General features: G+C 72.8%; 18 protein-coding genes and 1 riboswitch. Of the genes, 9 read left to right on the top strand and 9 right to left on the bottom strand.

The window, feature by feature from the left end:
• Nucleotides 1-35: 35 nt before the first annotated feature.
• The 3 genes from ACGFIQ_RS06765 to ACGFIQ_RS06755 form a co-directional block, all read right to left on the bottom strand.
• Nucleotides 36-1055 (bottom strand): coiled-coil domain-containing protein, encoded by a 1020-nt coding sequence (locus ACGFIQ_RS06765; RefSeq protein ID WP_393240144.1) that lies wholly within the window; start codon nucleotides 1053-1055, stop codon nucleotides 36-38.
• Nucleotides 1056-1059: 4 nt separating this feature from the next.
• Nucleotides 1060-1190: riboswitch (cyclic di-AMP (ydaO/yuaA leader) on the bottom strand.
• A gap of 166 nt (nucleotides 1191-1356) precedes the next feature.
• A complete protein-coding gene (locus tag ACGFIQ_RS06760; RefSeq protein ID WP_393240141.1) occupies nucleotides 1357-2727 on the bottom strand; it encodes a YibE/F family protein in 1371 nt (456 codons plus the stop codon).
• A gap of 300 nt (nucleotides 2728-3027) precedes the next feature.
• The gene (locus ACGFIQ_RS06755) at nucleotides 3028-3324 is read right to left on the bottom strand and encodes a metal-sensitive transcriptional regulator (RefSeq protein WP_030329541.1); all 297 of its coding nucleotides are present in this window, start codon (nucleotides 3322-3324) and stop codon (nucleotides 3028-3030) included.
• A gap of 96 nt (nucleotides 3325-3420) precedes the next feature.
• Between ACGFIQ_RS06755 and ACGFIQ_RS06750 the strand changes: the two genes are divergently transcribed.
• The 7 genes from ACGFIQ_RS06750 (at nucleotide 3421) to ACGFIQ_RS06720 (ending at nucleotide 9460) form a co-directional block, all read left to right on the top strand.
• The gene (locus ACGFIQ_RS06750) at nucleotides 3421-3630 is read left to right on the top strand and encodes a copper ion binding protein (protein ID WP_357072518.1); all 210 of its coding nucleotides are present in this window, start codon (nucleotides 3421-3423) and stop codon (nucleotides 3628-3630) included.
• A 14-nt stretch (nucleotides 3631-3644) separates the two neighbouring features.
• On the top strand, nucleotides 3645-4601 hold the full coding sequence (locus ACGFIQ_RS06745; protein WP_393240137.1) for a hypothetical protein: 957 nt from the start codon (nucleotides 3645-3647) through the stop codon (nucleotides 4599-4601).
• 13 nt (nucleotides 4602-4614) lie between these two features.
• Complete coding sequence (locus ACGFIQ_RS06740) at nucleotides 4615-6864, top strand: heavy metal translocating P-type ATPase (protein WP_393240134.1); 2250 nt, start codon at nucleotides 4615-4617, stop codon at nucleotides 6862-6864.
• Nucleotides 6865-6938: 74 nt separating this feature from the next.
• Nucleotides 6939-7112: a CsbD family protein gene (locus ACGFIQ_RS06735; RefSeq protein WP_110564605.1), complete on the top strand. Its 174-nt coding sequence runs from the start codon at nucleotides 6939-6941 to the stop codon at nucleotides 7110-7112.
• 165 nt (nucleotides 7113-7277) lie between these two features.
• On the top strand, nucleotides 7278-7625 hold the full coding sequence (locus ACGFIQ_RS06730) for an ArsR/SmtB family transcription factor (protein WP_393240131.1): 348 nt from the start codon (nucleotides 7278-7280) through the stop codon (nucleotides 7623-7625).
• The gene (locus tag ACGFIQ_RS06725; RefSeq protein ID WP_393240128.1) at nucleotides 7622-7891 is read left to right on the top strand and encodes a hypothetical protein; all 270 of its coding nucleotides are present in this window, start codon (nucleotides 7622-7624) and stop codon (nucleotides 7889-7891) included. The genes ACGFIQ_RS06730 and ACGFIQ_RS06725 overlap by 4 nt, the downstream gene beginning before the upstream one ends.
• Before the next feature lie 120 nt (nucleotides 7892-8011).
• Nucleotides 8012-9460, top strand: coding sequence for an alpha/beta hydrolase (locus ACGFIQ_RS06720; protein ID WP_393240125.1), 1449 nt, complete (start codon nucleotides 8012-8014; stop codon nucleotides 9458-9460).
• Nucleotides 9461-9484: 24 nt separating this feature from the next.
• On the opposite strand, the gene ACGFIQ_RS06715 is transcribed toward ACGFIQ_RS06720, so the two are convergent.
• The 3 genes from ACGFIQ_RS06715 to ACGFIQ_RS06705 all read right to left on the bottom strand — a co-directional run bounded on the left by ACGFIQ_RS06715 (nucleotide 9485) and on the right by ACGFIQ_RS06705 (nucleotide 12555).
• Nucleotides 9485-10762, bottom strand: coding sequence for an RNA polymerase sigma factor (locus ACGFIQ_RS06715; RefSeq protein WP_393240122.1), 1278 nt, complete (start codon nucleotides 10760-10762; stop codon nucleotides 9485-9487).
• Complete coding sequence (locus ACGFIQ_RS06710) at nucleotides 10759-11115, bottom strand: YciI family protein (RefSeq protein WP_355027449.1); 357 nt, start codon at nucleotides 11113-11115, stop codon at nucleotides 10759-10761. Before ACGFIQ_RS06710 ends, ACGFIQ_RS06715 begins: the two co-directional genes overlap by 4 nt.
• Nucleotides 11116-11292: 177 nt before the next feature.
• Nucleotides 11293-12555, bottom strand: a complete 1263-nt coding sequence (locus ACGFIQ_RS06705) for a DUF2786 domain-containing protein (protein ID WP_393240119.1) — start codon at nucleotides 12553-12555, stop codon at nucleotides 11293-11295.
• Between the two features lie 277 nt (nucleotides 12556-12832).
• Here ACGFIQ_RS06705 and ACGFIQ_RS06700 point away from each other — a divergent pair, with 277 nt between their 5' ends.
• On the top strand, nucleotides 12833-13306 hold the full coding sequence (locus ACGFIQ_RS06700; protein ID WP_393240117.1) for a DUF2243 domain-containing protein: 474 nt from the start codon (nucleotides 12833-12835) through the stop codon (nucleotides 13304-13306).
• Complete coding sequence (locus ACGFIQ_RS06695) at nucleotides 13303-14145, top strand: cytochrome c oxidase assembly protein (RefSeq protein WP_393240114.1); 843 nt, start codon at nucleotides 13303-13305, stop codon at nucleotides 14143-14145. Before ACGFIQ_RS06700 ends, ACGFIQ_RS06695 begins: the two co-directional genes overlap by 4 nt.
• On the opposite strand, the gene ACGFIQ_RS06690 is transcribed toward ACGFIQ_RS06695, so the two are convergent.
• The 3 genes from ACGFIQ_RS06690 to ACGFIQ_RS06680 all read right to left on the bottom strand — a co-directional run bounded on the left by ACGFIQ_RS06690 (nucleotide 14146) and on the right by ACGFIQ_RS06680 (nucleotide 17808).
• Nucleotides 14146-14433: a hypothetical protein gene (locus ACGFIQ_RS06690; RefSeq protein WP_393240111.1), complete on the bottom strand. Its 288-nt coding sequence runs from the start codon at nucleotides 14431-14433 to the stop codon at nucleotides 14146-14148.
• Between the two features lie 91 nt (nucleotides 14434-14524).
• The gene (locus tag ACGFIQ_RS06685) at nucleotides 14525-15655 is read right to left on the bottom strand and encodes a CaiB/BaiF CoA transferase family protein (protein ID WP_393240109.1); all 1131 of its coding nucleotides are present in this window, start codon (nucleotides 15653-15655) and stop codon (nucleotides 14525-14527) included.
• The gene (locus tag ACGFIQ_RS06680; protein WP_393240106.1) at nucleotides 15652-17808 is read right to left on the bottom strand and encodes a 3-hydroxyacyl-CoA dehydrogenase NAD-binding domain-containing protein; all 2157 of its coding nucleotides are present in this window, start codon (nucleotides 17806-17808) and stop codon (nucleotides 15652-15654) included. The genes ACGFIQ_RS06685 and ACGFIQ_RS06680 overlap by 4 nt, the downstream gene beginning before the upstream one ends.
• Between the last annotated feature and the right edge of the window lie 4 nt (nucleotides 17809-17812).

The raw sequence follows: 17812 nt of genomic DNA, 5'->3' as shown, positions 1-17812 counted from the left end.
TTATGAAACAGGCCCTCGACGGAGGATCCGGTGGGTCAGAGCATCGACATGTGGACGTGGTCGGTGTGGTTCGACGGCCCGCTGTACGACTTCCAACCGCTCGCCGGGAACCAGATCTGCCGGTTCCAGATCACGTAGTAGATGCCGAGCCGGTCGGCGTTACGGATGAGGAACGCGGCGACGTTGTTGCCGTACGTCCGGGTGTCCTCGTTGTGCCAGGGCGCGAAGCCGCTCTTCTGTAGCGACCAGTCGCAGGCTTTGCCCTTCGGGTGCTCCCAGGGCCCACCGGGGCGGTAGCAGCCGACGAACCGGTTGAAGCCGGCCCGCTTGACCTCCTTGTACGCGTGCAGCGTGCGCGGCGTGATGCAGCCGGACGTGGTCGGGTCGTTCTCGCTGCACGACTGCGCCTTCCAGTCGCCGTCGGCGGTGCGGCCCGGCCCGATCTTGGCGACCGGCGAGGTGGCGTCCACCAGGCCGCCGGTGAAGCCCTTGCCGCCGACCAGGGAGAGCGCCTTGTCGGCCTCGTTCTTGCGCTTGGCCATCACGGCGGTCTGCTTCTGCTGCTCGCGAACCTCGGTGTCGAGGAGGAACTTGGCCTTCTCGGCGCGGGCCTTCACCGCGTTGACCTCGGCGAGCTTGTTCTCGTTCACCATGTTGATCTCGTCGAGCAGCGCGGCGCGCTGCACGAAGGTGTCGGGAGCGTCGCTTTCGAGCAGCATCGCGAGCGCGCCGATCCGACCGGTCCGGTACGACTGGGCGGCGATCTGCCCGACCTGTGGTGCCAACGCGTCCAGGTCGGCCTTGGCCCGGTCCACCTCCAGCGCCAGCTCCAGCTGACGCTTCTTGGACTTGTCCAGTTTGGACTTGGCGGCGGAGTAGTCCCGGTTGGCCTGCTCGATGACGTCGTTGAGCAGCTTCGGCTCGCCGTCCTCCTCGTGCCCGGACGGTGTCGGGGTCGTCGGGGCGGCGTGGGCCGGCAGGGGCCCGGCGAGCACGGTCAGTGCGGCGATCACGGCCACCACGGGTGTCAACCAGCGGCGTAGGGGTGCCGTCACAATGTTCCCTTCCGTCGACCGCCGACCGGGTTAGCTGACGGGTTCGGGGCGGAAGTGGCCCCTACCGCTGACGCGGATTCACCCCACGTACCTGGGTCCCCGGCTCGCCGGTTGGCGATTGGGCGGTGGCACCGCAGGCGCCGCTTCGCGCCTTCATCGGTAACCGGCAGCGAGGTTACCCGAGAGTCGACCGCGTGAGCTACGCCTGGATGCCTACCAAAAGTGTCAATTCGCCATAGCGCTGGGTGATCAGTGACGCGGTTCTCAGGGTGGAGACCCGATCTGGTCACGCTGAGGAGTGTCACCATGCCGTTTCCGTGCTCCTGTTCGACTCCGGCCACCCGTCGGTGGCCGTGGATGGGGGCGGGGTCCGCGTCTGGTCCGACTCGTCGGGGCGAGACGTTCGCGGTGAGCTGAGGGCGGCCAGGGCCTCCGCCCGGTCCGGCTCCGGTGGCCGCCGGGCGGCGTCGGCGGGCGGCGTGGCGTCGGCCCGCCCGGCGGCGGTCACGATCGCGGCCAGCCCGGTGGTCAGTGGCACGGCGGCGATCAGACCGAGCGTGGCGACCGCGCTGCGGACGATTTCCTGCGCGAGGAACTCGCTGGTGAGGATCTGCCCGATCGGCCGCGAGTCGGCGGTGAGTAGGAGTAGCAGGGGCAGCGACGCGCCCGCGTACGCCAGCACGATGGTGTTCACAGTGGAGGCGATGTGCGCGCGGCCGACCCGGGTCGCGGCACGGTAGAGCTGCAACCGGGTCAGCCCGGGGTTGGCGTGCGCCAGCTCGGTGACGGTGGCCGCCTGGGTGACCGTCACGTCGTCGAGCACTCCGAGCGAACCGATGATGATCCCGGCGAGCAGCAGGCCGTGCAGGTCCACGTCGGCCTGGAACATCGACAGTGTCGTCGCGTCCTCGCTGCCGAAGCCGGTGAGGTGGGTCGCGGCCGTGGCGATGGTGGCCAACACCCCGGTCAGCACCAGGCTGCCCAGGGTGCCGAGCACCGCCACCGAGGTCTGTGCGGTGACACCGTGCGTCAGATAGAGCACCACGAACATGATCAGCGCCGCGCCGACCACCGCCACCAGGAGGGGTGACCCGCCGGCGCCGATGCCCGGCAGCACGAACGTGAGCAGGATGGTGAAGCTGGCTGCCAACCCGGCGAGTGCGGCCAGACCCCGCCACCGACCGAACGCGACGATCGCCGCGGCGAAGATCACCGCCAGCCACAGCATCGGGGTGCCGCGCTGGTGCTCGGCGATGTTCCAGTTGCTGGTGCTGGGATCGACGGGATCGGTCAGCTCGACGAGGATGACCTCGTCGCCGACCTCGACCCGTGGCGCGCCGGGCCCGTCGGGGATCGGTGTCCGTACCTGTTGGCCGGCGGTCGGCCCGTCGTCCACCCGGACGTCGACAGTGCCGCACGGCCCGCCGCCGACCCGGGGCGTGCCCTCGGGGCTCGACGGCAGCGGCGGGCACGCCTCGGTCACCACCCGGGTCACCGTGCCGCCGTAGCGCGGCACGTCCGCCCCGCCATCGGTCTGCGGTGTCCCGCCGCGCGGCCAGAGCAGCGCCGCGGCGAGCACGGTGGCGACGAAGAGGGGCACCACCGTCACGACGAGGAGCCGCCGCACCCGGGGCGGGGCGGACGGAGCAGAGCGGGTGTGGTCGGAACCCAAGGCGAGACTCCCAACGATCCGGTGCGGGGTACGTGTCAGTGAGCCGGTCGGTTCATCCGCACCGTGGAATCGTGGCGGGAGACGCGGTGGATCGCTGACCGGCGACCACCTGATCACGGATGGTCAGTGCCCGGCCCGGGCGGCCAGCGGCGACGCCACGGCGTGGCGACGCCGGTGCCCGTTCGCGCGGCGGCATGCGGGGGGTCATCGTGGGGAATGCTAACCAGCCCGGCCCGGGGGCGCAGGTCGTGACGGGGTGTCGTCGGTCCGGGGCCGGGGCCGGCGTCGGGGTGCGGGGCGTCAGCCGCGCTTCATCAGCCGGCCGACGGCCGCCATCATCTCGGTGGCCATCTCGTCGGCCCGCCCCTCGGCGGCTCCCTCGTGCATGCAGTGCCGGGCGTGCCCGTCGAGCAGCCCCAGTGCCACCTTGTCGAGGGCGGCCTGGATCGCGGAGATCTGGGTGAGCACGTCGATGCAGTAGCGGTCGTCGTCGACCATCTTCTCGATCCCGCGGACCTGGCCCTCGACTCGGCGGAGCCGCGCGAGCAGCTGGTCCTTGCTGGCGGTGTACCCGCGGATCGGGGTGGGTGCGGTCATGTCGACCAGGATAGCCTACCCCGTGGGGGTATGGTACGGTCACTCCTGGACCTGATACCCCCACCGGGTACCGGTAACGGAAAAGGAGACGATCCGATGGTCAACACCACGTTCCAGGTGCAGGGCATGACCTGTGGGCACTGCGTCAGCGCGGTGAGCGCCGAGGTCGGCGCCATCGCGGGCGTGCGAGACGTCCAGGTCGACCTCGCGACCGGCCAGGTCAACGTGAGCAGCGAGCAGCCGCTGGACGTGCAGGTCGTCCGGGCCGCCGTCGACGAGGCCGGCTACGACCTCGTCGACGCGTGAGCGCGGGGGCCGGCATGCGTACCGTGACGAGACTTGCCGGATTCGCTGTCGGCCTCGCGGCGATCTTCGGCGCCACGTACACGGTCGGCCGGGTGGCCGACCGCACCCCGGTCGTCGAGGACCGGCATGACGGCGACGCCGTGCACACGACGGAAGAACGCGGCGAGCCGGCCGACCGGATTCCCGGTGGGCTGCTCGTCTCCGACCGCGGCTACACCCTCGACCCGGTCGCCGCCCCGGCCGACCAGTTCGCCTTCCGGATCACCGGTCCGGACGGCCAGCCGGTGACCCGGTACGACGTGGCACACGACAAGCGGATGCACCTGATCGTGGCCCGCCGGGACCTGTCCGGCTTCCGCCACGTGCACCCCGACCTGGCCGCGGACGGCACCTGGCGGGTCGGCACACCGCTGGCCGGCCCCGGGCAGTGGCGGGCGTTCGCCGACTTCACCCCGACCGGGGGTGAGCCGCTGACGCTCGGCGTGGACGTGACAGTCCCCGGTGCGCTGACCGAACGACAGCTGCCCGCCCCGGCGACAAGCACCACCGTCGACGGCTACACGGTCACCCTGGCCGGCGCGCCGCAGCCCGGCCGCACCTCCCCGCTCACCCTCACCGTCAGCCGGGACGGGCGGCCGGTCACCGACCTGGAGCCCTACCTGGGCGCGTACGGGCACCTGGTGGCACTGCGCCGGGGTGACCTCGCGTACCTGCACGTGCACCCGGACGGGACGCCCGGCGACGGGCGGACCCAACCCGGCCCGGCCGTCACCTTCCTCGCCGACGTGCCCTCGACCGGGAGTTACCGGCTCTACCTCGACTTCCGGCACGGCGGGGCGGTGCACACCGCCGAGTTCACAGTCGTGACCGGCACCCCGCCGGCCGACGCCCCGACAGCCGGGAGCAACCCGAGCGGACCCGCGCCGAGCGGCGGTGCCGACCACGGCACCCCCGGGCACGGGCACAACTGACGGGACGAAGACGATGACCACCACCAGCAGACCGCTGCCCGAGGCACCCAACCGGATCGAGCTGGCGATCGGCGGGATGACCTGCGCCGCCTGCGCCGCCCGAATCGAGAAGAAACTCAACCGGATGGACGGGGTGAGCGCCGCCGTCAACTACGCCACCGAGAAGGCGTCCGTCCGGTACGCCGACGGCGTCACGCCGGACGACCTGATCGAGACCGTGCGCAAGACCGGGTACACGGCGGCGCTACCGGCCGCGCCGACGGCCGAGGAGCCGGCGGATCCGCTACGCGGTCCGCGTACCCGGCTCTGGGTCTCGGTGGCCCTCAGCGTGCCGGTGGTCCTGCTGGCCATGGTCCCGGCCTGGCAGTTCGACTACTGGCAGTGGCTGTCGCTGACCCTGACCGCCCCGGTGGTGGTCTGGGGTGGGCTGCCGTTCCACCGGGCCGCTTGGACCAACCTGCGGCACGGCGCGGCGACGATGGACACGCTGGTCTCGCTCGGCACGCTTGCCGCGTTCGGCTGGTCGCTCTGGGCGCTCTTCCTCGGTGACGCCGGCATGCCCGGGATGACGCACCCGTTCCGCTTCGCCATCACCCGCACCGACGGCGCCGGCAACATCTACCTGGAGGCGGCCGCCGGGGTGACGGTGTTCATCCTGGCCGGTCGCTACTTCGAGGCCCGATCCAAGCGGACCGCCGGTGCGGCCCTGCGCGCCCTGCTCGAACTCGGCGCCAGGGAGGTGGCGGTGCTGCGCGACGGGGTGGAGACCCTGCTCCCGGTGGATCGGCTCGTCGTCGGCGACCGGTTCGTGGTCCGACCCGGCGAGAAGATCGCCACCGACGGGGTGGTCGAGGAGGGCACCTCCGCCGTCGACGCCAGCATGCTCACCGGTGAGTCGGTGCCGGTCGAGGTCGGCCCGGGGGACGGCGTGGTCGGCGCCACCATCAACGCGGGCGGACGGCTGGTCGTCAGCGCCACCCGGGTCGGCGCGGACACCCAGCTCGCCCGCATGGCCGACCTGGTCGAGCAGGCGCAGAGCGGCAAGGCGGCCGTGCAGCGGCTGGCGGACCGGATCTCCGGTGTCTTCGTGCCGATCGTCATCACCCTGGCCGTCGGCACGCTCGGCTGGTGGCTCGGCACCGGGGCCGGCCCGACCGCCGCGTTCACCGCCGCCGTCGCCGTGCTGATCATCGCCTGCCCCTGCGCGCTCGGCCTGGCCACCCCGACCGCGCTGCTGGTCGGCACCGGTCGAGGTGCCCAACTGGGTGTGCTGATCAAGGGGCCGGAGGTGCTGGAGTCCACCCGCCGGGTGGACACCGTGGTGCTGGACAAGACCGGCACCGTGACGACCGGCCGGATGACCCTGGTGGACGTGGTGCCGGCGAGTGGCGAGGAGCGGGCCGAACTGCTCCGGCTCGCCGGGGCGGTGGAGGCCGCCTCCGAGCACCCGATCGCCCGATCGGTCGCCGCGGGTGCGAGCGAGGCGGGGTCGCTGCCCCCGGTGACGGGCTTCCGCAACCTCGAAGGGCTGGGCGTGACCGGCACTGTCGACGGGCGGGCCGTGCTCGTCGGTCGGGCCCGGCTACTGCGCGAGCGGGAGATCGAGGTGCCGCCGGAGGTCGAGTCGGCCGTCGCTGCCGCGGAGGCCGCCGGGCGTACGGCGATCGTCGCGGGCTGGGACGGGCGGGCCCGGGGCGTGCTCGCGGTCGCCGACGTGGTCCGGCCGACCAGCCGGGCGGCGGTGGCCCGGCTGCGGGCGCTGGGGCTCACCCCGATCCTGCTGACCGGGGACAACACCACTGTGGCCCGCGTGATCGCCGCCGAGGTGGGCATCGACGAGGTGATCGCCGAGGTGCTGCCGGCCGGCAAGGTCGACGTGGTCAAGCGGCTCCAGGCGCAGGGGCGCTCGGTGGCGATGGTCGGCGACGGGGTCAACGACGCCCCGGCGCTGGCCCAGGCCGACCTGGGATTGGCGATGGGCACCGGCACCGATGTCGCGATCGAGGCGTCCGACCTCACCCTCGTCCGGGGCGACCTGGACGCCGCGGTGGACGCCATCCGGTTGTCCCGACGCACGCTCGGCATCATCCGGGGCAACCTGTTCTGGGCGTTCGGTTACAACGTGGCGGCCCTGCCGTTGGCTGCCGCCGGGCTGCTCAACCCGATGATCGCCGGCGCCACGATGGCGTTGTCCTCGGTCTTCGTGGTGGCCAACAGCCTGCGACTGCGCCGGTTCCGGCCGGCGGGCGATCGCGGACTGTGACGGCGGTAATGGTTGGACCGCCGATGGTGGGGGTACTGGCCCTGTCGTAGCGACGCTTGCAATGGAGGTTGGCAATGGGTATCGACGACAAGATCAACAACGCCACCGAGGACGCGGCCGGCAAGCTGAAGGAAGGCGCTGGTCGCGCCACCGATAACGAGCAGCTCGAGGCCGAGGGTCGCGCCGACCAGTCCACCGCCAAGCTCAAGCAGGCCGGCGAGAAGATCAAGGACGCCTTCAAGAGCTGACGTACGACGTACCCCGCACGCCGGGCCGGTGATCATTCACCGGCCCGGCGTGTCCGTGTCTCCGGCCCTGTTCCGTGACCCTGAGAACCCCCTGATTCCGTCCTCCGGCCGTACCGCCGCGCGGGCATACCTGCTAACTTCTATTTGCATGTGCGAGGGCCGGTTGTGAGCAGTGCTCCACCGCCGATCGGCGACGACCTGGTGCGGGTGCTGGCCTCGTTGGCCAACCCGCACCGGCTGCGGATCGTCGCCGCGCTGGCCCGCGAGCGTGCCTACGTCAGCGGGCTGGCCCGGCAACTGGGCATCAGCCGAGCGCTGTTGCAGGTCCACCTACGGAAGCTGGCGGCGGCCGGGCTGGTCACCGCGAGCCTGGAGTTGTCGGAGGACGGAAAGGCCATGAACTACTACGAGGTGCAGCCGTTCGTGCTCACCCTCACCCCCGAGATCATCGCGGCGGCGGTCGAGACGCTGACCGTGCCCGACTCGGCCGAGCAGCCAGGAGCGGACCGATGAGCGAGCACGACTGGACCGAGGTGGTCGGCGCGATCGGCATCTTCGCCTTCCTGGTCAGCGTGGTCACGGTGACAGTCGTGCAGGTCGCCAAGACCCGGCGGGCCCGCTACGAGGCGTCCCGCGCGGACGACTACCGCCAGCTCGCCGAGACGGCCGCCCAGGCGCAGGCGGAGAACGCCCGACTGCTCGCGGCGATGGACGGCCGGCTCGCCGGGATGGAGACCCGGATGACAAGTGTCGAACGCGTCCTGGTCGAGGTCGACTGACCACGGCCGAAGGCCCCGGGCCGTCGAGCGGCTACTCGACGGCCCGGGTGGAAGCAGCATCACCTCGCCCGGTGGGCGAGTTTCACCGGCAACGCTCCTTCGAGGAGAGGACAGCACTTCATGCTGCGCGTACGCAAATCCGCGGTCGGCTGGGTGGTCGCCCTGGCCCTTACGGCCGCCGGCCTGACCCCGGCGAGCCCGGCCGCCGCCCACCCCACGATCGACTGGCATCCCTGTGCCGCCGACGACTCCGCCGAGTGCGGCACCCTGTCACTGCCTGTCGACTGGGCGCGGCCCCGGGGGGAGCGCTTCGACCTGGCGCTGGCCCGCCGGGTCGCCACGCCGGCCACCCGCCAGGGCACGCTGGTCTTCGGTCCCGGCGGCCCGGGTGACAGTGGCGTCGACCGGGTGGTCAACGGCAGCTCCCGGTTCAGCGCCGACCTGCGCCGCCGGTTCGACATCGTCAGCTTCGACCCGCGCGGCACCGGCGGCAGCAACCCGGTGGTCTGCTCCCGGGCCCTGCTCGCCCAGCAGCCGCAACTGATCGCCGACCAGGCCCAGTTCGACGCCACACTGGCCGGCAACGCGCTGCTGCGGGCCGACTGCCGGGCGCGCACCGGGCCGCTCTACGACCATGTGGACACCATCAGCGCCGCCCGCGACCTGGACGCGATCCGCGCCGCGCTCGGCGAGCGGCAGTTGACCTTCCACGGCAGCTCGTACGGCACCCTGCTCGGTGAGCAGTACGCCGAACTGTTCCCGCACCGGGTCCGGGCCATGGTGCTGGAGGCCGCGGTGGACCACAGCGTCGGCACCCGCGCGTTCCTGGACACCCAGGCCGTCACCTCCCAGGACGCGTTCGACGAGTTCGTCGCCTGGTGTGACAGGTCCGCCGCCTGCGCCTTGCACGGCCGGGACTTCCGGGCTCTCTGGGAGGGGCTGCGCGCCCGGGCCGAGGCCGGCACGCTCACCGACCCGAAACGGCCCGGGGTCGTGCTGACCCCGTTCGAGTTGAGCCGTCTCACCCACCGGGAGTTCTACGACACCCGGCGCTGGCCGGGGCTCGCCGAGTGGTTGGGAGACATGGATGCCCCAACCACCGTGCGAAGCGCCGGACCGTCGACCGGCGACGCCGTGGCACCGTACCCCTTCGCGGTCTTCTGCCAGGACTGGAGCCTGCCCGTCCGCGACTACCGGGAGTACGACGAACACCTGCGCCGGGTGGCCCGGCTCGCGCCCGACCTGCGGTATCCGACGGCGGTGTTCGCCCTCGCGACCTGCCTGGGCACCCCGACGCCGGTCGCCAACCCGCAGCACCGGCTGCGGGTGCGTACCGACGTGCCGCTGCTGATCGCCGCCACCGTGCACGACCCGGCCAGCGGGTACAACTGGGCCACGAACGTGGCGCGGCAGTTGGGCCGGCACGGCGTGCTGCTCACCTACGACGGGTGGGGGCACGGCAGCTACACCACCAGCCCGTGTGTCGAGCGGGCCGTCGACGCCTACCTGATCGACCAGAAGGTGCCGAGCCCGGGCACCACCTGCCCGGCCGTCGACCCCGACGTGTGACCGCGCCGCCGCCGACCGCCGGGGTCAGAGCTGCCCGGCGGTCGGCGGATGTCGCACTCCCGCCAGCCGGGCGGCCTTCAGCTCCAGGTACCGCTGCTCGGGCCGACTCGTGGTGCCTCGGGCCGCCGCCAGGTACGCGTCCCGCGCCGCGCCGGCCTCCCCGGCCAGCTCCAGCAGGTGCGCCCGGACGGCGGCGAGCCGGTGGTGCCCGGCGGTGCGTTCGTCGGCGTCCAGGGACGTGAGCAGGGCCAGCCCGGCCCGGGGCCCGTCCACCATGGCAACCGCCACCGCCTGGTTGAGAGTGACAAGCGGGTTCGGCGCGATCCGGGCCAGCAGCCGGTAGAGGGCGACGATCTGCCGCCAGTCCGTCTCCGCCGCCGTCGGCGCCTCGGCGTGCACCGCGGCGATCGCGGCCTGGAGTTGGTACGGGCCGGGCGGCGACCAGGTCAACGCGTCGGTGATCAACGCGATCCCCTCCGCGCTGGCGGCGGCGTCCCACCGGCCGCGGTCCTGCTCGGCGAGCGGCACCAACTCACCGTCCGGGCCGAGCCGGGCCGCCCGGTGCGCGTCGGTGAGCAGCATCAACGCCAGCAACCCGGCCACCTCGCCGTCGTCGGGCAGCAGCCCGTGCAGGACGCGCGTCAACCGGATCGCCTCGCCGGTCAGCTCGGACCGGTGCAGGTCCGGGCCACTGGACGCGGTGTAACCCTCATTGAAGATCAGGTAGAGCACGCGGAGCACCGTGCGCAGCCGCTCGTCCCGCTCGGCCGGCCCGGGCATGGTGAACTGGGCCCCAGCGGCCTCGATCCGCTGCTTCGCCCGGCGGATCCGTTGACTCATCGTCGCCTCCGGCAACAGGTGCGCCCGGGCGATCTGGGCGGTGCTGAGACCGCCGACCGCCCGCAGGGTCAGCGCCACCTGCGCCGAACCGGTCAACGCCGGGTGGCAGCAGAGGAACAGCAGGGTGAGGGTGTCGTCGGCGTCCGCCGCCGCGGGCTCCGCGTCGGCCGCCGGCGCCACCGCGGCGTACGCCGGCTCGCGCAGCGCCACCGCCAGCTCCCGGTCCCGGCGGGCGCTCTCGCTGCGCCACTCGTCGGTGAGCCGGCGGGTGGCCACGGTGAGCAGCCACGCGCGCGGACTGTCCGGTACGCCCTGCGCGGGCCACTGCGTCGCGGCGGCGAGCAGCGCCTCCTGGACCGCGTCCTCGCACCTGTCGAACTGGCCGTGCCGGCGGACCAGCAGGCCGAGGACCTGCGGCGCGATCGTGCGCAGCAGGTCCTCGACCGTCCGGTCGTCTGTCACATCTCCGCTCCGGCCTCGTCCATGATCGGGCGGACCTCCATGGCACCGCCGAAGCGCACGTCCGGCCAGCGGGCGGCGATCTCGGCGGCCCGCTGCGGGCTGTCGCAGTCGACCGCCAGGTAACCGGCGAACTGCTCCTTGCTCTCCATGAACGGCCCGTCGATGACCTCGGCCCGGCCGTCGACGGCCCGGACCGTCAACGTCTGCGACGGATTGGCCAGCGCCTGCCCGCCGATCAACTCGCCGGTCTCGGTCAACTCCTTCATGATCTCGTCGACCTCCCCGAACAGGGCGGTGCGGTCCTGCTCGGAAAGCTCCTCGGTGAAGCCGGGCCGGTTCCAGATCAGCAGCATGTACTTCACGGCGACGCTCCTCGGGCTCTGCTCGCACCCCGGTCGGGGCGCGACTCACCGGAGGGTCGGAGCCGACAACCCGATCCCTACGGCGTACCGAAGGAGATCGCAGATATCTCCGCCGGTGGCGGTCCCACGCCGGGTGGCTCAGCGCCGATCGGGTCGGCGCGAGGTGGCTCAGCGCCGATCGGGTCGGCCGGGCACCTGGCGGGGCTTGCGCCCGCCGCCGACGTCCAACGACGCCCGGTCGGCGGCCGAGGTGCCCGACGACCAGCCCTCGGCGTCGCGCACGCTGAGTCGGTGCCGGGTGACGCCCGGGAAGAGCGTGTCCAGCCGCTCCCGGACCGCCTCGCCCCGGGCGGCGAGCACCGGCAACAGCCGCTCCGCCCCGGCCGTCTCGGCCGCTGCCCGGTCCGCCGCGTCGGTGGCCGCCTCGGTCGCCGCGCGCAACCGCTCGCCGATCCGCAGCGCGAACGCGTTGAGGAACGACTCGTCCCAGACCTTCGTCCGCCGCCCCGACCCGGCCCGCCGCTCGGCCCGACCCCGCAACATGGCGGCGGTGGCCTGCACCAGCAGCGAGGTGTAGAGCAACTCCACCGCCACCAGGTCGGCCGGCCAGCCCAGCACTGTGGCGAAGCCGAGATCGTCGGACCAGACCGCCTCACACCTGTTCGCCGCCGCCACCTCCTGCACCAGCAGTGCCTTCGCACCCGCGTACGGGGTGTCGGTGCTCAGGCGTACCCCGCCGGGCACGTCGCCGCGCTCCGACCCGGCGGCCAGCAACGCCTCGTCGATGCTGTGCCGGGCAATCAACTCCTGCGCCTTGCCGGTCAGCGCCTCCGCCTCGGCCGGGAAGGTCGTCGACTCGGCCTTGGCCAGCAGCGCCCGTACCCGGTCCAGCATCGGCGACCCGCTGCGCGCCGTACCGGCCGACCGGGCGGTCACCGCCCCGCTCGACCCGGGTGGCGGGCGCAGCACCGCGATCGGCGGCAGGCTCTCCACGAGCGCGAGGACGTCCACGGCCGCGCGGAGCGCGTCGACCCGGTCCAGCGACTCGCGGGCGGACCAGCCGGACAGCACCCTCTCGTGGTCCGCGCGGACCTCGGCGGCCAACGCGCGCAACTGCTCGTCGAACCAGGCCGGGACCGGATCCGACTGCGCGCGCCGCTGCACGGCCATCGCGTCGCGGACCAGCCGCGCCGCGCGGGCGTCGAGCCGCCGCGCGGTGAGCCGGTCCACGTCGACCGGCTGCCAGCCGCGCGGCCAGAGTCGCGCCAGGCCGCGGACCAGACGACGCACCAGAGCCGCGTCCACCGCCGTGGTGCCGTCCGTCGCGCCGGTGCCGACCATCAGCTGGTCCAGCTGCCGTTCGGCCTGCCGTACGTCGGTGCCGCGCACCGCCGCGAGTGCGTTGGCGACGAGTTCGTCCGCGTCCGGCACGGGCACCTCCTTCTCGGGATCTGACTGTCGTTGCCCCTCCAGGCTCCATGATCATGCCGCTCGTGGCCCGGGAGTCACGAAACGGGAGGTGATTGCTCACCCAGCCTTGATCAACACGGCTTTCCGAAAGTCGCGGTATCCCACCCGGGTGGACACCCCGGTTTCGCCAAACTCGTGTTGATCACGCCCGGGTGGGCGCCCGTCATCGGCTTCAGCGGCATGGTTCGTCCGTTCCGGGGTAATTTGAGGCCAGCCTGACGTGGATGCGAGGTGTGTGATGGCCGATTCACGCCCGTCGAGCCACCACATCGTCGACGCTCGTTCCTCCACCCTCGTCGGCGTCCTGCTCGGCATCGCGATCATGGCGGCGGTGGACGAGATCGTCTTCCACCAGTTGCTGGCCTGGCACCACTTCTACGACCGGTCGACCCCCATGGTGGCACTGCTCTCGGACGGGCTGCTGCACGCCGCCGAGGTGATCGCCCTGGTCGGCGGGTTCTTCTGGTTCGCCGACCTGCGTCGGCGGCACGCCCTGTCGGCCCGGCTCGCCTGGGGTGGCTTCCTGCTCGGCGCCGGAGGGTTCCAGCTCTTCGACGGGCTGATCGACCACAAGGTCCTGCGGCTGCACCAGATCCGTTACGGGGTGCACCTCGTGCCGTACGACGTGGTGTGGAACGTGGCCGGCGCGGCCCTGTTGCTGGCCGGCGCCCTGCTGGTCCGGCGCGCCCGGTCGCGCGAGCGCCGCCGATGACGGTGCTCCTGCCCGGTCCGCCCGCCTGGTCCGTTGCGCCGTTCGCGCACGGCGGGGACGCCGCGGGTGGGCCGGCCTGGCTTCCGCTGTTCCCGGTCGCGTTGCTGGCCGGCGGCTACCTGCTGGCCGCCGTGCGTGACCCCCGGGGTTGGGACCATCGGCGTACCGCCGCCTGGCTGGTCGGGTGCGCAATGCTGGCGGTCGCCGTCGGGCCGTTGGCCCAGTTTCCGGACGACCCGCGCGGGCACGTGGCGCAGCATCTGCTGCTCGGCATGCTGGCCCCGCTCGGGCTGGTACTCGGCGCCCCGGTCACCCTGCTACTGCGGGTCGCGCCGACACCGGTACGCCGGACGGTGGGCCGGTTGCTGCGCGCCCGCCCGCTGCACCTGATCGCGCACCCGGTCACCGCGGCGCTGCTCAGCACGGGTGGGCTGGCGTTGGTGCTGCTCACCCCGCTGTACGCGGCGGCCGAGCGGCAGCCCGTGCTGCACCACGCCGTACACCTGCACTACCTGGCCGCCGGCTACCTCTTCGCCTGGTCCCTGGCCGGGCCGGACCCGGCGCCGCGCCGGCCGGGCCTGGCGGTACGGGTCGGCGCGTTACTCGGTGCGGCGGCCGGCCACGCCGTGCTGGCCAAGTACCTGTACGCGCGGGCCGGCATCCTTCCGCCCGGCCTCGACAACCCGGATCCGGCGGCGTTCCGCGCCGCCGCCCAGCTCATGTACTACGGCGGGGACCTGGCCGAACTCCTGCTCGCAACAGCCCTCTTCGCCACCTGGTACCACCGGCACCCGCACCGCCTCCGTCCGTTGGCCAAGAGGTTCGCGGGAAGCTCTTGATCAACGGGGCCGGGGGTCGGAGGTGCGCGGTTGGAGGGCGGCGGAGAGGCGCTGGATAAACGTGCGGATGCTCTCCTCGCTGTGCCGGGTTTCGATCTCGTCGTTGAGCGGGACCTCCGAGCGCAGCGCCTGGTCCAGTGCGTCCAGCGTCGCGGTCCGGTCGCCCGGGTAGCGCCCGTCGATCACGCCACGGGCGACCCAGGCCACCACCGAGTCGTCAAGCACCTGCTCGAACTGGATTCCGTAGAGGATTCCGTTGATGTGGCCCTTCCACAGGTCCGTGGCCATGCTCGTCGACTCCCTGGAAGAAGTGGCTGCCGTCCCGGCCGGGATCCGGCTCTGCCGAGCCTGCCATCACTTTCCGGGACCTGCAGAGCCGTCAGGTCCGTCGCGGCCAGGTGTCGAGAATCGCCGCCGCCGGCTGGACGTCCCTCTCCGGGTCCGGCGCCGGGGTTGGTCGGTCGGTCGGCGTACGGTCGAAGCGGGGTGCCGGGGCCGGTTGGATCTCGCCGCCGACCTCGACGAAGGTGCCCCGCGCCGCGTTATGTGGGTGTTGGTGCGCCGCACCGGGGGCGAGCACCGGCGCGACGCAGGCGTCCAGGTCGGTGAAGACCGCCGTCCACTCGTCCCGGGTGCGCTCGGCGAACCGTTCGGTGAAGCGCCGGCGCAGCTCGTCCCAGCCGCTCGGGTCGTACTGGGCGGGCAGGTCCGGGTCGTCGGCGAGGTCGAGGCCACTGAGGAGTACGGCGTAGAAGGCCGGTTCCATCGCGCCGACGGCCATGAATCCGCCGTCGGCGGTGGCGTACGTGTCGTAGAACGGCGCTCCGCCGTCGAACAGGTTGCGGCCACGCGGCGCGGACCACAGGCCACTGCCGAGCAGCCCGTGCAGGAACGACGTGAGCAGCGCCGACCCGTCCACCATGGCCGCGTCGATCACCTGGCCGACGCCGGAGCGTTTGCGTTCGAGCAGCGCGGCCAACACGCCGACGGCGAGCAGCATGCCCCCTCCGGCGAAGTCGGCGAGGAGGTTCATCGGCGCGTACGGGCGCTCGCCGACCCGACCCAGCGGCTCCAACGCCCCCGCCACCGCGATGTAGTCGATGTCGTGCCCGGCGCGGGACGCCAGCGGGCCGTCCTGGCCCCAGCCGGTCATCCGCGCGTACACCAGTCGGGGGTTGCGGGCCTGGCAGACCTGCGGGCCGAAGCCGAGCCGTTCGGCGACCCCCGGCCGGTACGCCTCGACCAGCACGTCCGCCCGGTCCACGAGGCGCAGCAGGTCGGTCACCCCGGTCGGGGACTTCAGGTCCAGTGCGGTCACCCGTCGACCGCGCTGCAACGGCCCACCGGTCGGCGCGGCCAGCCGCCCCGCACCCGGGCCTCCCGGCCGGTCCACCCGCACCACGTCCGCGCCGAGGTCGGCGAGCACCATGCAGCCGAACGGCGCCGGCGCGAGGCTGGCCAACTCCACCACCCGCACCCCGGCCAACGGCCCACCGCGCGCCGCCGTCACGCGACGCCCACCGGTTCGACGGGGTGGGCCGCGAGTCGGTCGACCAGGTCGGCCGGGGGCGTGAACCGGTCGCCGTACCGTTCGGCCAGCTCGGCGGCGCGGGCCGCGAAGCCGGCGGGACCGCCCGCGTACTGCCGGACGTAGCGGATGACCCCGCCGGTCCAGGCGGGGAAGCCGATGCCGAAGATCGAGCCGATGTTGGCGTCGGTCTCGGTGCGCAGCACCCCCTCGTCGAGGCAGCGCAGCGCGTCCAGCGCCTCGGCGAAGAGCATCCGCTCCTGGAGGTCGGTGAACGGCACCGCCCGGCCGGCGTCGGTGACCAGGTCGGCGAGGCCGGACCACAACCGGCCGCGGGTGCCGTCGTCGTAGGAGTAGAAGCCCCGACCGGCGGTACGCCCCGACCGGTCGTACGCGTCGACCAGCTCGTCCACGAGCCGGTGCGCGGGCAGTGGCAGGTACTCCTCGCTGGCCGCCTCGAACTGGCGGCGGATCCGCTGGATCAGGGTGAGACTGACCTCGTCGGCCAGCGCGAGGGGCCCGGTCGGGTAGCCGGCCTGCAACGCGGCCTGCTCCACCGACGCGGCGGGGACACCCTCGGCGACCATGCCGACCGCCTCGTCCAGGAACCGACCGATCACCCGGCTGGTGAAGAAGCCCCGACCGTCGTTGACCACGATCGGGGTCTTGCCGATCCGCCGGCCCAGGTCGAACGCCCTTGCCAGGGCGGCGTCGCTGGTTCGCGCGCCGACCACGATCTCCAGCAGCGGCATCCGGTCCACCGGGGAGAAGAAGTGCATGCCGATGAAGTCGGCCGGCCGGTCCACTCCCTCGGCCAGCCCGGTGATCGGCAGGGTGGAGGTGTTGGAGGCGAGCAGCGCGCCCGGCGCCAACACCGGCAGCACCTCGGCGAAGACCGCCTTCTTCAGCGCCGGGTCCTCGAAGACCGCCTCGATCACCACGTCGCAGCCGGCCAACGCGTCGACCTGGTCGGTGGTGGTGATGCGGTCCAGGACGGCTCGGGCGTCCGTCTCCGTCGCGCGGCCCTTGCGTACCGTGCGGGCCAGCAACCGTTCGGCGTGCTCCCGCGCCCGGCCGGCGGCCTCCGGCGTGACGTCCTTGACCACCACGTCCAACCCGGCGCTGGCGCAGGCGTACGCGATGCCCGCGCCCATCATGCCGGCGCCGAGCACCGCCACCCGGTGCACCGGCGGGGCGTGCACGTCGGTCGGTCGGGCCGCGCCGCCGTTGACGGCCTTCAGGTCGAAGAAGAACGCACCGATCATGTTCTTGGCGACCTGCCCGGTGAGCAGGCCGATCAGGTGCCGGGTCTCCACGGTGAACGCCGTCTCCAGGTCGACCTGCGCGCCCTCGACGGCGGTCGCCAGGATCGCCTCCGGTGCGGGTAGCCGGGCGCCCTTGAGCTGCTTGCGCAGCGTGGCCGGGAAGGCCGGCAGTTGGGCGGCCAACGAGCGGCTGGCCGGGGTGCCGCCGGGCATCCGGTAGCCCGGCCGGTCCCACGGCTGGCTGGCCTGCGGGTTGGCGGTGATCCACGCGCGGGCGTGGTCCAGCAGCTCCGCCTCGGTGGCCACCACCTCGTCGACCAGCCCGGCGGCCAGCGCGTCGGCGGGGCGCATCCGTCGGCCGGTGAGCAGCACCGTGGTCAGCGCCGTGGCCAGGCCGAGCATCCGTACCGTCCGGGTGACACCGCCGGCCCCGGGCAGCAGGCCCAGGGTCACCTCGGGCAGCCCGAGCCGGCTGGCCGGCACGTCCAGCGCGATCCGGTGGTGGCAGGCGAGCGCGATCTCCAGGCCACCGCCGAGCGCGGAGCCGTTGACCGCGGCGACCACCGGTCGGCCGAGCGTCTCCAGCCGACGCAGGTCCCGTTTGATGGTGTTGAGCAGCTCGGTCAGTTCGGGCGCGTCGGCGCGGGTGGCCCGGACCATCTCCGGCAGGTCGCCACCTGCGAAGAAGGTGGACTTGGCGCTTGTCACGATCACGCCGAGGAGATCGCGTTCGGCCTCCAGCCGGTCCAGTGCGGCTCTCATCGACGCGGCGTACGTCCGGTTCATGGTGTTGGCGGACTGGTCGGGGTCGTCCAGGGTGAGCGTGACGATGCCGTCGGCGTCGCGGTCGTACCGAATGGTGTTGGTCATGGTC

The organism is Micromonospora sp. NPDC048898, from assembly GCF_043198035.1.
GTDB lineage: Bacteria > Actinomycetota > Actinomycetes > Mycobacteriales > Micromonosporaceae > Micromonospora.
This window is presented reverse-complemented; position numbering and strand designations above follow the sequence as displayed.